This window comes from Clostridium sp. CTA-19 (assembly GCF_054767855.1).
In genome coordinates this window covers 116,402-132,503 of sequence record NZ_BAAABH010000006.1, presented here as the reverse complement: position 1 = coordinate 132,503, position 16,102 = coordinate 116,402, and the positions used below count along the sequence as shown (strand labels likewise).

The 16,102-nt window shown below is 27.2% G+C and carries 13 protein-coding genes and 1 riboswitch; of the genes, 5 read left to right on the top strand and 8 right to left on the bottom strand.

Annotated features, from left to right (window positions below):
* Positions 1 to 155: 155 nt before the first annotated feature.
* Entirely contained in the window at positions 156 to 614 is a 459-nt protein-coding gene (locus tag ACYUE0_RS05325) for an NUDIX hydrolase (RefSeq protein WP_061996615.1), read from the bottom strand.
* Positions 615 to 996: 382 nt separating this feature from the next.
* On the opposite strand from ACYUE0_RS05325, the gene ACYUE0_RS05320 reads away from it, so the two are divergent.
* Positions 997 to 1,512: a cob(I)yrinic acid a,c-diamide adenosyltransferase gene (locus tag ACYUE0_RS05320; RefSeq protein WP_061996616.1), complete on the top strand. Its 516-nt coding sequence runs from the start codon at positions 997 to 999 to the stop codon at positions 1,510 to 1,512.
* Between the two features lie 63 nt (positions 1,513 to 1,575).
* On the opposite strand, the gene ACYUE0_RS05315 is transcribed toward ACYUE0_RS05320, so the two are convergent.
* The 4 genes from ACYUE0_RS05315 to ACYUE0_RS05300 form a co-directional block, all read right to left on the bottom strand.
* A complete protein-coding gene (locus ACYUE0_RS05315; RefSeq protein ID WP_460269762.1) occupies positions 1,576 to 2,316 on the bottom strand; it encodes a DUF6398 domain-containing protein in 741 nt (246 codons plus the stop codon).
* A 232-nt stretch (positions 2,317 to 2,548) separates the two neighbouring features.
* Positions 2,549 to 5,080 (bottom strand): bifunctional lysylphosphatidylglycerol flippase/synthetase MprF, encoded by a 2,532-nt coding sequence (mprF, locus tag ACYUE0_RS05310; protein ID WP_061995223.1) that lies wholly within the window; start codon positions 5,078 to 5,080, stop codon positions 2,549 to 2,551.
* A 443-nt stretch (positions 5,081 to 5,523) separates the two neighbouring features.
* A complete protein-coding gene (locus tag ACYUE0_RS05305; RefSeq protein ID WP_460269761.1) occupies positions 5,524 to 6,627 on the bottom strand; it encodes an HD-GYP domain-containing protein in 1,104 nt (367 codons plus the stop codon).
* 204 nt (positions 6,628 to 6,831) lie between these two features.
* The gene (locus tag ACYUE0_RS05300; RefSeq protein ID WP_460269760.1) at positions 6,832 to 7,305 is read right to left on the bottom strand and encodes a hypothetical protein; all 474 of its coding nucleotides are present in this window, start codon (positions 7,303 to 7,305) and stop codon (positions 6,832 to 6,834) included.
* Between the two features lie 323 nt (positions 7,306 to 7,628).
* On the opposite strand from ACYUE0_RS05300, the gene ACYUE0_RS05295 reads away from it, so the two are divergent.
* Complete coding sequence (locus tag ACYUE0_RS05295) at positions 7,629 to 9,716, top strand: methyl-accepting chemotaxis protein (protein ID WP_199869430.1); 2,088 nt, start codon at positions 7,629 to 7,631, stop codon at positions 9,714 to 9,716.
* A gap of 79 nt (positions 9,717 to 9,795) precedes the next feature.
* Here the strand turns inward: ACYUE0_RS05295 and ACYUE0_RS05290 are convergent, their stop codons facing one another.
* Positions 9,796 to 11,811: a sodium-translocating pyrophosphatase gene (locus tag ACYUE0_RS05290; RefSeq protein ID WP_460269759.1), complete on the bottom strand. Its 2,016-nt coding sequence runs from the start codon at positions 11,809 to 11,811 to the stop codon at positions 9,796 to 9,798.
* Between the two features lie 268 nt (positions 11,812 to 12,079).
* Positions 12,080 to 12,281, top strand: a riboswitch (cobalamin riboswitch).
* 238 nt (positions 12,282 to 12,519) lie between these two features.
* Here ACYUE0_RS05290 and ACYUE0_RS05285 point away from each other — a divergent pair.
* The 3 genes from ACYUE0_RS05285 to ACYUE0_RS05275 are packed head-to-tail and all read left to right on the top strand — an operon-like array spanning position 12,520 to position 15,377.
* Positions 12,520 to 13,527 carry an ABC transporter substrate-binding protein gene (locus tag ACYUE0_RS05285; protein WP_460269758.1) on the top strand — a complete coding sequence of 336 codons (1,008 nt, stop codon included), beginning with the start codon at positions 12,520 to 12,522 and terminating at the stop codon, positions 13,525 to 13,527.
* A 16-nt stretch (positions 13,528 to 13,543) separates the two neighbouring features.
* Positions 13,544 to 14,590, top strand: a complete 1,047-nt coding sequence (locus ACYUE0_RS05280) for a FecCD family ABC transporter permease (RefSeq protein WP_061995218.1) — start codon at positions 13,544 to 13,546, stop codon at positions 14,588 to 14,590.
* Position 14,591: 1 nt separating this feature from the next.
* Entirely contained in the window at positions 14,592 to 15,377 is a 786-nt protein-coding gene (locus ACYUE0_RS05275) for an ABC transporter ATP-binding protein (protein ID WP_061995217.1), read from the top strand.
* A gap of 41 nt (positions 15,378 to 15,418) precedes the next feature.
* Here the strand turns inward: ACYUE0_RS05275 and ACYUE0_RS05270 are convergent, their stop codons facing one another.
* Together ACYUE0_RS05270 and ACYUE0_RS05265 are read right to left on the bottom strand one after the other, a co-directional pair.
* Positions 15,419 to 15,706 (bottom strand): DUF4491 family protein, encoded by a 288-nt coding sequence (locus tag ACYUE0_RS05270; RefSeq protein ID WP_061995216.1) that lies wholly within the window; start codon positions 15,704 to 15,706, stop codon positions 15,419 to 15,421.
* A gap of 104 nt (positions 15,707 to 15,810) precedes the next feature.
* The gene (locus tag ACYUE0_RS05265; protein ID WP_460269757.1) at positions 15,811 to 16,101 is read right to left on the bottom strand and encodes a hypothetical protein; all 291 of its coding nucleotides are present in this window, start codon (positions 16,099 to 16,101) and stop codon (positions 15,811 to 15,813) included.
* Between the last annotated feature and the right edge of the window lies 1 nt (position 16,102).

Here is a 16,102-nt window from a genome sequence, read left to right as displayed (position 1 = left end):
CCTTAATAAACATATTTTAACGAAAATATTCACAAATATTTAAATTTTAAATAATATTCTTTGAATAATATATGAAATTATCTATTGAAAAATTTAATTCATCAATAAATAATTCAAATAATACATTTTAATAATTCTATTGTATCATAACACTTTTAACTTAAAATATTTGATATATACGTTTCTATAAACAACCTATGACTTTTAACCATCTCCTTTGGCAAATCATTTATACTAAAAAACTCTAATGCACTTCCTTCGCTTTCATTTAATATTAATTCTCCTTGAAAATCATATGTATAATATACTGCATTAACTAAATAAAATTCATCCTTATTCGGAAGTTTTAAGTAAAAATCTTTTCCTGAAAACACTTTTAAAAATTTTAAATTATCAACCTTTAATCCTGTTTCCTCAAATACTTCTCGTTTACCTGTTTCTTCTAAAGATTCACCAAGTTCCATTAAGCCCCCTGGTAATCCCCATAATTTTTTAGGGCAAATTCTTTTTTGTAATAAAATACTATTATTTTTATCTATAATTAAAACAGACACTCCATTTAATATAACAGGTCTATGGCCAATTAAACTTCTTAATTCTTCTATATACCCCATTTCTACCTCCTAATCATATATTATTCACTTTTTCTTAATGTTTCTCTAAATATCAATATATCACATTACTTGTACATTTTAGACTATTATCTTAAAATAAAACTATATAAAATGTAAAAATAGAAATTATTGAAATATTCAAAGTATATATTCTATAGGGAAACAAGCTCAAATTTAAATTTATTCAATAACTTTAAAATATTTTCATACAAGATGCAGTGTTAAATTTTAAGTGATTCAGAGCATGTCTCACTATTTGGGGTATCCAAGTTTTGGAATGGATAATTTTAAAAGTCAACTTGGAACCCTATATAATATACAGTTTTTAATTAACTATTGAATGTATTTTAAATTTAAATAATAATGGTTGGAGATGGTTTTTATGGGAAAAGGATATATTCATATTTATACTGGAAATGGTAAAGGAAAAACAACAGCAGCATTAGGTCTTGCTGTAAGAGCAGTATGCGCAGGAAAAAAAGTTTTTTTCGGTCAATTTGTAAAAGGCATGAAATATAATGAAGTAAAATGTGAAAACTATTTACCTAATATAAAATTTAAACAATTTGGGCGCAGATGTTTTATAAATGAAGGCCCTGAAAAAGAGGATATAGATATAGCTATTAATGGTCTAAAAGAAATTGAAGCCATTATCTTAAGCAAGGAATATGATGTAATTATTATGGACGAAATTACAATAGCGTTGTATTTTAAGTTGTTAAATATAGAAGATGTTTTAAAAGTACTAAAAAATAAACCCTATGAAACAGAATTAATTTTAACTGGAAGATATGCTCAAAATGAATTACTAGATATAGCTGATCTCATTACAGAAATGAAAGAAGTTAAACATTATTATTATGATGGCGTTTTATCAAGGGATGGAATAGATAAATAAATAATAAAAGGTGTCTTAACTTTAAATGAAGACACCTTTTTTTATCTTAATAAGTAGATTTAATTAATTACTTTTTACAGGGAACTGAATTATTTTACATTTTTGTCGTGAAAAATAATTTTCATCATTTAACGAAAATAAAATTTCTTCCATGTCTGATAAATTGTTTATTTTAGTAATATTATCACTATCAATTAAATCTAATTCATCTTCATCTTGAAGAATCTCTATAAGAGTATTTAAATCTAAAATCTCCTCAAGACTTTGCCCTGATAATTCCTCATCAAAAAACTTTTCATCTTTTAAATCATCACAATTAGGAATATAATCAAAAAGTTTTTTTTCTAGTGCTTTATGCTGTATATTTTTTGAAGAATATCGAATATCCGTTATAAACCCATCTAAGTTTATTAGCCAAGTTAATGGATTTTTTTCAATATTACTTGGTAGAGTCCAATTAATATCTAACAATGTAATATTTAAAATTTCACAAATCTCATTATACCTTTTTGTTACTGATGAACTTGATACATTAAATATAGAAAATAAATCTTTTACTTTCATATAGGGTTCTTCACTAGCATCAAATAAAAAATTAATTTTCCCTATAACATATACAACGGCACAAGCCCATACATTAGATTTTCCTTTTAAAATTTTTTTGCAATTTTTTCTACATAGATTTTCCCATAATTTAAAAGAAAAGTTGCTATATTCTTCATCTAAATATTTTATAGCAAATTCTTCTATAATTTTTTCTATTTCATAATATCTCTCTTCCGCCTCTTTCGGTATAACTGCCATAAAAATATCTCCTTTTAAAAATACTTCACTATAAAAATGTAAACTATTTATAAGAAAAAATCAAATATTATATTTCAAATTTAGCTTAACTTATTAATTATTAATAAGTTAAAATGTTCTTTAATGACCTTTTTTGCTTATACACTGCAAAAAAATTTTATATTGGATAATTTTAAAGGACACCCCTTACTTAATTATGTTGCGGGATGTCCTTTTTATTTTTTAATAAAACTTACTCTTCTCTCGGTGCTTCTGCTACTAACTTAGCTAAATCAACTATTATAGATGGTAAGTTAGAATTAGCTGGATACGCTAAATACCTTCCACACCATATTGGATCAAATTTTTCTTTATATTTTCTTAATCCTTTAAAACTATAAACTTTATTTCCATAAGTAAATACATATCTACCCATTCTTTCTTTTACCTTTGAATACTTGTTGACACCTACATTTGAAAGTGGCGCCATACCTAAATTAAAATATTCATATCCTTCATTTATTGCCCAATTAATAAATGAGTAGAATACAGCATCCATAGTTCCATTAGGAGGATTTGGTATTAATCTCATAAGGTCGATACCTACAGTTTTATCATCATAAACTGGTAACAATGTAGCAAACCCTATAATTTCCCCTTCATGTTTTACTACTCCTATTGGTGTTAAACTCATATATTCTTTATTAAACCAACCTAATGAAAATCCTTTTTCTTTTCTATCACCAAGCCACTTATCAGATATTTCTTTTAGTTTATTAAAAAGCTCATCATTGAAAGGTGGATTTATCATTTCAAATTCAAAAAGTCCTTTTTCTATCCTATTTTTTATATATCTTAAATCAGCTTTCTTTTTACCATTCAAATTGAAGCCTTCCAATTTTACAAAAGCTTCTTCTCCTAACTTAAAGAAATTGTATCCATTTTCATGATATAGCGGTAAATTCTCTTCATTTATTTCATAAAATACAGGTGTCATATTATTTTTATCTGCAAAAGCTCTAAATTCACCAATAGCTTTTTTAAATAAAGTTTTATCCCCTATTGGATCACCTAATGCTATCATTTTATTATCATACATTCTAAATCCAATAATAACCTTATTATCTGCAGCATAGAATAAACTCTTATCTTTTAAAAATAATAAATGTGTTTTGCAATTACCATCATATTTTTTTAAAAACTCTTTAAGTTTTTCTAATTCATCATCATTTGCATATTCAAATTCAATTTTCTTAACAGCTAAAAAATGTATTATAAGTACAATAACTAACAAAATTAAAAAGTAACTAGTCATCATCTTAGGTGTATACATAAAGTTCTTTACCACTGGCTTATATGGTATAAATGCTAGTGAATTATTTATAACAAAATATATAAATCCATAAAATAAGCTCATTATTAAAACTATTGAAGTGTATAAAATAGCATTTTTAATTTCAAGTGGTGAATTTTCTCTATAAAATCTATCTTTAGATAGATATAATAAAAATGCTATAACCCCTAAAAGGCTTGATGCTTCTATATTTAATCCTTTTATAAAAGACAACAATGAGCCTAGTATTAAAAGAATTATTGTTACATTGTAAGCACCTTTTACCTTATCTAATATACCTTTTGATAGTATTATTAAAATAAATCCTATACCTATAACTGTAACTTCTGAGAATTGAAGCATTGGTACACTTAAAAACTTTCTAACTATCCTAACTCTAGTAGGAAAATTTGGCAATATAGAAGAAAGTATTAAAACTATTCCACTAAAAAATATTAATCCTGATAACGCTTTTATACCAAATTCATTTATAAGTGCTAAATTATTTTTATTTTTTTTCGATCTTTTGGCATTTAATAACTCACCTACTATTAAGAACATAGATAAAAGCCATGGAATCAAGTAATAGAATATTCTAAAAAGTAACATACCTACTATTATTCCTGAACTACTTATATTAAATAATTTAAAACCATAAATACAAGCTAAATCAAATGAACCTATACCTCCAGGTATAAAACTACAAACACCTATTGTAATTGCTAAGGAAAATACTGCTAAACTTTCAAAATAAGATGCTTCAGGTGCAAAGTAATGTATTAGCCCTGCAAAAAATATTCCTGCAACTATCCATTCTAAAACTGCTACTAAAACCATTTTTACTTTGCTTTTTAATGGCATAGTTATAGCTATGCTATCCTTAAACTTATCTCTTATATATGGAATTTTATCAATACTTAAATATAGTGGTATATATAATGATATTAATATGGCTAAAATAACATAAAATTTATTATCTAGCTTTACTATAAAATTAAAATTTAACAATATAAGACCTGAAAGTCCTGTAAGAGTTGTCATCCATATAGTGAAGGTCATATTAACAGCTTCTTTTGTTGATACACCTTCTTTTTTATAAAATGCAGTTCTTAACCCACCACCAGCTACTCCACCAGCTCCAATGAAATTATTAGTAGTATTTGACATCCAAGAAATTTTAAATATTTTCTTTTTATTTACATCTATATTTAATTCTTTACATAAAACTAAATCATATAATGTAGTAACAGCTACTGCTATAAGTCCCATTATGAAGACTACTAAAATTGTTGAGTTTTTTTCTTGCTTTAAAATATGTAACGCTTCAATAAGGTTTAAATTTTTCAGTTCTCCTTTTAATGCAAACAATACTAAAGCTAATACTAAAAAACCTATCACCGCTTTTAAAACAGTAATCTTAGATTTTTCCCAAGTTTCTCTATATTTGTCCAAAAAAATTTCACCCCTAATTCTAAAATATACACATTCATGTATATCAAATAATAATTTAAATTTAAAATATATTACTATAAATATATTATGATAATAAATATACTATCATATTCACATATACATTTAAGTTACAAAAGTGTAATATCTGTATTAAATTAGATTACATTTCTGTAATTTATGTTTCCAAATTGGTAATTCTAAATATATTTTAATAAAAGTAAAAATTATATGCTTATCTATTGCAGATTTCAAATGTGTATTAATGCCTATATACAGTATATATATATTGTATATATTAGTCAACTTAACTTTTTCTTACATATTTCTCGTGAAAACTTAAATTAATTTCCCTATTAACGTTAAATATTTAATCTTACTTATAAAAAAAAGATTTTCTAATTAATTTTAGAAAATCCATTCATAATATATTTTTTTAATAGATTTTATCTAGTACTGCTCTCATTGATTATGATTCTATTTATATTTAAATTAGTATCTTTTTTTAAATCTTTAAACCCATCTTTACATAATATTAAGGGTTTAGTAATATTATGTAAATCCATTTGAACTACTTTAGCTATTTCACCGTTACTAAGTTCTATATATTCTCCTATATAGTAATTACTTATATTATTTATAAATATTTCACATAAACCATAATCAAGTTTTGCTATGCTTTCCTCTTGTATTATTTTTAATGCCGTAAAAGGGTCTCTTCTTTTCTTATATATTCTATTAGAATTTATAGCATCAAAAACATCAGCTATAGCTATTATTTTTGCAAAACTATGAATTTTATTACCTTTTATACCTAAAGGATACCCCGAACCATCTATTCTTTCATGATGCATTAATATCCCAAACTTTATATCATCCTTTAAATAAGGCATATCTTTTACCAAATTATAAGATTCTATTGGATGTTTTTTAATAATTTTCACTTCTTTACTTGTAAGATTATCTTTTTTTAGAAGAAGATTTTGATCTAATGTATATTTACCATAATCATGAAGCATAGCAGCTCTCATAAGTAATATTAAGTCAGTATCATTAAGATTCATCCACTTGCCTAAAAGTAGCGATAATAATGTTACATTTACAGAATGTGTAAATATACTATCTTCTCCACTCCCATTTAATAATATGTTTTTAACCATAATCCGTGGTGAATTTAATTCTTCTAATATTTTTTTACAAAATATAGTTACATCACTTATATTATTTTTATTAGCAAAGTTTAAAGTATTAAATATATTTGTCAATCTATTAGAATATATTTTTATATTTTTTTCTGCCTCTTTCAAACTTTCATTTTCTTTTATAATATCTTTTTCATCTAATTTATAAAAATCTTTAATAAAACTCTTTTCTGTTTTAATTAATATAGGGTTTTCCATATAGACTTCTTTTAATTTTTTAGATATTTCCTCTGTTATTTTAGTTCCCTTTTTAACTAAAACCATGTCATCAATTATTATATCTTCTTTAATAAAACCATCTAATTTAATTTTATTTTTGTTATCTTGCAAATCCTCAGTATTACTCATATTCTCCCCCCCATATCTATATTAACTTTATAGCATATTAAAGATATTTATACAATTATTTATATGTATCAAATTTCAACAAAATATGAACATAATTATAATACTTCTTTTTCATAAAAATTGTTATATAGAATACAAAAAAACTGTATCAAAGCAAAAATAAAACTTGCTTTTGATACAGTTTCTATTAATTAAATTTATAAACTACATTCCAACAGATATCTTAAATAATTCATTTTCCTTATCTTCAATATATTTACATAAATCTTTGAAATCTTGAAGCCAATGAATTTTTGAAAGCTCTCTTAAGTCTATAACTACGCCTGTTGACTTATGTCTTATAAATTCCATGTTGTATATTGGTGTAACTACAAACCCATTTTTACAATCATATATGCAAGATTCAAATTTATCCCAATTGTTTTCAAAATATTTCGTCTTAGCAAAACATAATCTATATAAATGAAAAACCATTCCTAATGCAGATGATTTTTTTGCAAACTTATGGCTAAAGCATTCCTGTACAGGGTATTTTTCTTGCACTCTCTCCCAATATAATCTTTTATTGGTCCTTAACCCGTACTTATCTATTACTTTACACTTTTCTTCCCCTAATTCCTCTCTCATAATTTTTTCTCTTTCAGTGTCGTCTAGTGTCCTTAATAAATCATTGTTCAAAGCGAAAACCTCCTAAAAGAAATTAAGAATAATCTTTTCTTATCTTAATATTAATAATATTCTAACAATTTTTCCAATAGCAAGTATCTATAGTTACACATTGAACTATCCGATTATTAAATATATAAATCAATAGCAACAAAATTTTCATTTTTAAATACAATTATATCATTTTTTGTATTATTATATAATTATTTGACTTTTTATAGTATTATAAACTTATATTTAACTTTTAATATATGTTAAATATAATTTATATTACATAATTTAAACTCTTATTTTAACTTAATTAAAATTAAACTTTAATATTGGAGGAGAACGTTATGAAATCTTTTTTTCCTAAAATTTTTATGTATAAAAATAACGGTGATTTAAAAAAGAAAAGCATAAAAAATCAAATACTTTTATTACTTTTACCATTAACTATCGGCGCTATGATAGTTATGGTAGGTATATCTTATACCACTGCTCAAAAAATTTTATTTTCTGAAATTGATGAAAAAATGTCTTATCAAACTAATTCTACAATAGAATTTATCAGCAAACTTTTAGATAGACATGGCCAAATTGCAAAAACATTAGCAAGCTCCATTAAATCATTTAATGGAGACATAAGTCAAAGTAATTCTGAAAACCTAGTCAAATCATTTATAGAAACTAATAATGAAACCTTTGGTTCAGGTATATTTTATGAACCGTACTTAATAGATAAAAATACTAAATTTTTATCACATTATGGTTATAAGAAAGATGGCCAAGTTCTTTACACAAATGTATATTCCAAAGATGACTATACAAAAGACTACTGGTATAAACTAGGTGCTAGTTCTAAAGAAGATTTAATGTGGTGTGAGCCATATTTAGATGAATATACTAATGTTACTATGTTAACATCTGTATGTCCTATTTTACAAAACAATAAGCTTTTAGGTGTGGCAACTGCTGACATTGACCTATCTACCATTCAAAAAACTATAGCAGAAATTAAAGTAGGAAAGTTAGGAAGAGCATTCTTGTTAACATCAGATGGTACTTACATAGCAGATAAAGATTCATCAAAGGTTTTGAAAATGAATATTAAAGAGGATTCTAACGATAGCCTTAAGACAATTAGTACTAACATATTATCTTCTGAATCTGGTAAATCTTCATTTAAAGATGATAATGGAACAAATATAACATTTTTCTCTACTATTCCTGAAACCAATTGGAAAATTGTTATGTGTATACCAGAAACGGAACTTTTAAATCCACTAAGAGTTTTAGCCTTTAAAATATTTTTAACTATGCTTTTTGTTATAATTTTAGTAACTATATGTATAACTAAATTAGCTAATAATCTAAAAGTAAGAATATCTAAGGTTAATTCTTTAGCTGAGGCTATTGCAAATGGTGATTTAACTTATAGAATAGACGTAACATATAATGATGAATTAGGTGAGATGGCAAATCATCTTAATAAAATGGGTGATAACTTAAAAACTGTAATCGAAAAAGTATCTATTGGCCTTGAACAGGTTGTTTCCACTTCTGAAGAACTAACTGCTAGCGCTAATGAAACTAAAGAAGCTGCTAATCAGATTTCTATATCTATTCAAGATGTTGCTAATGGTGCTGAAATGCAATCTACATCTTTTATTGAAGCTTCTAAAGAAGGTGAAAAACTTCACCATAGAGTTTCTGATATATCTTCATCTATTTCTTCTGTAAGTGCTGCTTCTAACCTTGCCTATGATAAAGCATTAAGTGGTAATAATGTAGTTACTTCAACCATAACTCATATGAAAGACATTAATACCAAGGTATCTTCTTCAGCTCAAATTGTTAATTCTCTTAATGAAAAGTCAATTGAAATTGGTAATATATTATCTTTAATTTCTAATATAGCATCCCAAACTAATCTTTTGGCTTTAAATGCCGCTATTGAAGCTGCGAGAGCTGGAGAAAAAGGAAAGGGCTTTGCTGTAGTTGCTGATGAAATACGAAAACTTGCTGAACAATCTTCAGATGCAGCTAAAAATATTTCTGTTATAATAAATGAAGTTCAAAATGAAATACAAAATGCTTCATTATCAATGAATGAAGGATGCAAGTTTGTAGATGAGGGCATGACTATGGTTTTTGAGGCTGGAAGCTCCTTTGAAAACATTCTACAGGAAGTTAAATCTATTTCCGAAAGTGTAAATGATTTATCTTCTGTTATGGATAAGGTTTTATCAAGTAGTACTATTATGGTACAATCTGTTATTAATTCTTCAGAAATTTCTACTACAACTTCTGCTAATACTCAGAATGTAGCCGCCTCTAGTGAAGAACAAACTGCCCTTATGAATGAAGTTTCTAATGCTTCAGAACATCTATCTCAAATGGCATGTGAACTTCAATTAGAAATTTCTAAGTTTGTACTTTAAATACTAAAAATTATATCAATAAAAAAGACAGGTTTAATTTATTATCAAAACCTGTCTCTTGTTTTAATCAAAACTAATATTATTTTAAAAGTATTCCACCATAATTACTTATAACCACTGCAAATACTACAGAAACTATTGTCATAAGTTTTATTAAGATATTCATAGATGGTCCAGAAGTATCTTTAAATGGGTCTCCAACTGTATCCCCTACAACTGCTGCTTTATGAGAATCACTTCCTTTTCCACCATAAGCTCCACCTTCAATATATTTTTTAGCATTATCCCATGCACCACCGGCATTAGACATAAACATTGCAACCATAACACCAGTTCCTAGAGCTCCTGCAATTGTCCCAGCAAGTGCTTCCACTCCTAACAAGAATCCAACTACTAGTGGTATAGCTATTGCTAAAATACCTGGAAGCAACATTTCCTTCAATGCTGCATCTGTTGAAATTTCAACACACTTTGCATAATCTGGCTTTTCAGTTCCTTCCATTATTCCCTTTTTCTCTTTAAATTGACGTCTAACTTCTTCAACCATTTTAGTTGCAGACTTCCCTACTGCTTCCATAGTTAATGCAGCAAATAAAAATGGCACCATACACCCTACTAAAAGCCCTGTAAGTGTCAATGGATTTAATAAATTTATACTTTCCAGATTAACAGCTTGAGCATAAGATGCAAACAAAGCTAGCGCTGTTAGTGCTGCTGAACCAATAGCAAAACCTTTGCCAATTGCTGCAGTAGTATTTCCAACTGAATCTAATTTATCAGTAATTTCTCTAACTTCCTTTGGCATATCAGCCATTTGTGCAATTCCACCAGCATTATCTGCAATTGGACCATATGCATCTACAGAAATGACCATGCCTGATGTTGCAAGCATTCCTACTGCTGCTAATGCAATTCCATATAAACCTAAACTTGCATCTTCTGCACCACCTATTAAAAAGTATGATAGTAATACTCCTAATGCAATTATTAAAATAGGTACAACTGTAGATTTCATTCCAATAGCAAGACCAGAAATTATATTTGTAGCTGCTCCTGTTTGAGACTCCTCTGCAATAGTTTTTACTGGCTTATAATTATCTGATGTGTAATACTCTGTAATTTTACCTATGAAAACCCCAACTAATATTCCAACTAAAACAGATATAAATGGTTTTATAGTATTTAAAATAGTTTTACTTAAAATCAAAGAAAATATTATCATAAGTACTACAGATACATATAATCCTAAATTCAATGTTTTCTGTGGATCTTTTCCTTTAGAGTATCGAACTATAAATATAGCAATTATTGATGCTATTATACCAGCAACAGATACATACATTGGAAACATAACAGCATTTTTTCCTAGTGATGCACTTGCTGCAACTCCAAGAGTTAATGCAGATATTAAAGAACCAACATAAGATTCAAACAGGTCTGCTCCCATTCCTGCTATATCACCTACATTGTCACCTACATTATCAGCTATAACAGCAGGATTTCTTGGGTCATCTTCCGGAATTCCAACTTCTACCTTTCCAACAAGGTCAGCACCTACATCTGCAGCTTTAGTATATATTCCTCCACCTACACGTGCAAAAAGAGCTATAGATGATGCACCTAATCCAAAACCTGTGATATATTCTATTTCTAGGTTGAAAATCAAAGATAATATTGCAAGACCTAAAACCCCAAGTCCTACAACTGAAAGTCCCATAACTGTTCCCCCAGAAAAAGCTACCGATAAAGCATCTTCCTTTCCTTTAGTGGCAGCTTGTGCAGTTCGTACATTAGCTTTTACTCCTACCTTCATACCTGCATATCCAGCAGCAATTGAAAATAGTGCACCTAATACAAAACTTATAGCTGTTTTTACATGAAGAAATACTGCAATAGCAATAGCTACCACTAATATAAATATCCCCAAATATCTATATTCCTTCTTCAAAAACGCCATTGCACCTTCACTTATATGCCCTGCAATCTCCTCCATCTTTTTATTTCCTACTTCTTTTTTGGAAATTTCTTTTGATATAAACATTGCAAAAAGTAAAGTTAACACTGATACTATTATTGCAAAAAATAAAAAAGACATAAAATACCCCCTTTAAGTACCATATTTCCATAAAACTATTACTAATAGATTTCATAGTAACTATTACTATTTTCTATAACTATATATTCTTCTTTTTGAAGTTTTCCCCTCTAACATTTCTATAAACTTTTTGTAAACTTTTACACTGAGCATAAAGACATTTTATAACATATTTTTCAAAATTAAGTTTAAATTTTCTGAATATTATTATTTTCTATTTATTATGTTATAATCATGTGGAGCTAATTGCTATATTATATTAAAAATTGAATATTTTTAACTTTTTGGTTTAAATGTGATTAATTTCATTTTATTAAAAGGGAAAAGAGTTTAAATCTCTTACGGTCCAGCCACTGTAATGAAGAGCAAATTTTTATTATACCACTGCAAATTATAAATTTAAGTTTGTGGGAAGGTGAACATTTGTGATGAATCTAAGTCAGGAGACCTGCCAATAAGTTCTAAAGTTGCTTACTAGGATAGGTTAATTTTAATTAAATTCACTACATTACATAATTAGTTGTATGTTTTAAAGTTATTTATTACAGTATCTTATTCTAGGATACTGTTTTTTGTTATAGATTTATTATAATTATTAAATTAAATAATAAAGTAAATTTAAAATATTTTTATTATTCTAATTATTGCGCTTATAAATATTAAAATATTTGTATATATTAATAAAAAGATTATTTAGGGGGATTTTTTATGAGAAAACAAAAAATTTATTCATTAATTTTAGCAGTATCATTAACTGCATCAATTCTTTCAGGCTGTGGTAATACAAATAAAATCTCAAAAGAGGTTTCTTCAAATTCTGCTTCTGAGCAAGAAAATTATAAAGAAGTTACTGTAAACAATGACTTACCTTCTGGTAAAGAAGATGAAACTTTTTCTACTGCACCTAAAAAAGCTGTTACACTAAGTGGTTTTACAACAGAAATGCTACTTGCATTAGGTCTTGAGGATTCTATAGCAGGATATTCATTTCAAGACAATGAAGTACTACCTGAATATAAAGATGCACATTCCAAACTTAACAAGTTGTCTGATTTAATGCCATCTAAAGAAACATTATTAGGTGTTGAACCTGATTTCATAACTGGATGGATGTCTACTTTTACTGAAAATAATTTTAATAATAAATTTTGCAAAGAAAATAATGTAAAAATTTATGTTCCAAAATGTGAAAGTCCTAATGCAACAATGGAAACTGTCTATGAAGATTTTACTAATCTTGGGAAAATATTTAATGCAGAAAAAAATTCAGAAGATGTTATATCTAAAATGAAAAAGGATATTGAAACTATATCTTCTAAAATATCAAAAGATATAAAGCCAGTTAAAGCATTTGTATATGATTCTGGCACAGATAGTCCTTTTACTGCATGTAATGGTCTACCTACAGATTTGATAAGGCTTGCTGGTGGTGAAAATATATTTAAAGATGGAGAAAAACCTTGGGCTAAAGTAACTTGGGAAGAAGTTGTTAAACGAAACCCTGAGCAAATAATAGTAATGCAATATAATGCAGCTGATGATGTTGAAGAAAAAATAAACTTTTTAAAAAATCATGATGCATTAAAAGATGTAGATGCTATAAAAAACAATAAAATATTTGTCTTAGAGCTTTCAGAAGTAGTTGCTGGTGTTAGAAATCCTGGTGCTATAAAAACTATGGCCGAAAATTTCCATCCTGAAATATTCAAAAAATAAATTGGAGCGTTTTAAAATGAAAAAATTAAAAACAAACATATATATTATCTACATAGCATTAATATTATTTTTAGTATTTTCTATAATAGTTGCTATTAATGTTGGTTCAGTAGATGTGAGCAGTTCTGAACTTTTAAAAATTATAATTAATAAAACATCCGGAAATGATGTCTTTGAGAAAACATGGTCAAGTTCTGTAGAAAATATAATTTGGCAGTTACGATTACCTCGAACTCTTCTTGCTGGAATTGTTGGTGCCGGTCTTGCTCTTTCTGGAGTATTAATGCAAGCTTTAACAAAAAATGTTCTTGCTGATCCATATATACTTGGTATTTCCTCCGGTGCATCCACCGGTGCAGTTATAAGTATATTACTTGGAAGTAGCCTAGCTATACCTTTTATGTCTATCCATATAGGTGCATTCATAGGTGCATTATTATCTTCAATATTAGTATTCGTACTTTCAAGTAAAAAAGGTAAATTTTCATCTTCAAGTTTAGTTCTAACAGGAGTTGCTGTGGCATCAGTATTCTCTGCAATAACAAATTTTATTATATTCAAAGCAGAAGATGTAAGAAAATTATATTCAGTGATGTTTTGGATGACTGGGTCTCTTGCTGGATCTAAATGGGATGATGTACCTTTAGCGTTTTTAGTGCTTATAATTTCATCTGTTATATCTTTAGTTATTCATAAAACTCTTGATGCAATGCTTCTAGGTGAAGATGCTGCCATAACTTTAGGTGTTAATATTAAACTTTTTAAAAAAATAATAATTGTAACAAGTACATTACTTACTGGAATTATGGTTTCTTTAAGTGGAATTATAGGCTTTGTTGGTCTTATTATTCCTCATATTTGCAGAACAATTGCAGGTTCTGTACATAAAAAGCTTATTCCTTTAACAGTTCTTTTAGGTTCACTATTTTTAATATGGTCTGACATATTTGGTAGAATGATAGGTTCAACTGAAGAACTTCCTATAGGCGTTGTTACCGCAATCATCGGTGCTCCATTCTTCCTATGGTTATTAAGAAAAAGTAAGTATTCTTTTGGAGGTTAAAATGACTAAGCTATATGTTAAGAATTTAAATTATAAACACATATTAAAAGATATAAGTCTTGAAATATCTAAGGGAGATTTTGTAGGAATCATAGGTCCAAATGGTAGTGGAAAATCGACTTTACTTAAAAATATATATAGAGTTTTCACTCCAGATAGTGGTGAGGTTTTACTTAATAATAAAAACATAAAAAAATTATCTCATAAAGATATTGCAAAAGATATGTCAGTAGTGGCACAAGAAAATAGACCAGAGTTTGACTTTAATGTGCTTGACATGGTGCTTATTGGAAGATTTGCACATAAAGGTTTATTTGAAGATAATACAAAATCAGATATTTCTTTTGCAGAAAGCTGTCTTGAAAAGGTTGGAATGCTTAAATTTAAAGATAGAAGTTTTTCAAATTTATCTGGTGGTGAAAAGCAAAGAGTTTTAATTGCCAGAGCTCTTGCACAGCAAAGTGACTTTATGATTTTAGATGAACCAACCAACCATTTAGATATTGGATACCAACTGCAAATAATGGATATTATAAAAGCTCAAAATCTAACAGTATTTTCAGCAATACATGATTTAAATATAGCATGCTATTATTGTGATAAAATTTTTGTTATGAAAGATGGTGTTATATTAGATTTTGGAAGTCCTGAAGACGTATTAAATGAAAAAATAGTTAAAGAACTTTTTGGACTTAATTGTAGTATTGAAAAAAGTTCTGCTACTAATAAATTGAATATAACCTATATTCCTAATTCTTTCAAAAATGAAAAATTACAAGTTATTTAGTAAAAGCCTGTGATAATTAAAATCACAGGCTTTTTATACAATTAATACTTTCTTTTAGGATTTTTAGGAAACCAGCCTTTTTTCACTCTCTCTTCTTGTTCAATTATTTCATGAATACTCCAAAGACATGAAAAACCTGTTACCCCTAATATTGATGCAATAATATTGTTTTTAACTATTACAGATATTCCTATAAAAATTAATCCTAATATGAAAAACATTGGCCATATCTTTTTACCAAAATAATATTCACCCTTAATGACTATTGGATGAAATACCCCAATGATAAAAAAAGCCATTAGTCCAATCATAATACCTTGAAAATTCAAAATCATACCACCTCATAAATTCTTAATACATACTTTAAAATTTTGAGCATACTTTGTAAGTAAACTTAACAAAAACATTCTTTTAAAATACTTACCTCTATTAACTATACTCCTAAAACAAGTGTTCCTATAATCCAATATATTACCCACCAAAATAATAATATTGCATTAATTATTATTAGGAAAACTGCTAACTTAGTTTTATGTCTTATGATTCCTATTATTGAAAATACCCCTCCAATAAACGCAAAAATACTTGGACCAATAAGAATTAAAATTCCTTCCAGCACCGTTGCATGAGTTGGTATAAATTGAACAAATTCATTTACTAAAACTAAGAAAGATAATATCAAAATACCTAAAGACCACTTGGTAAATACACTTTCATCCTTCATC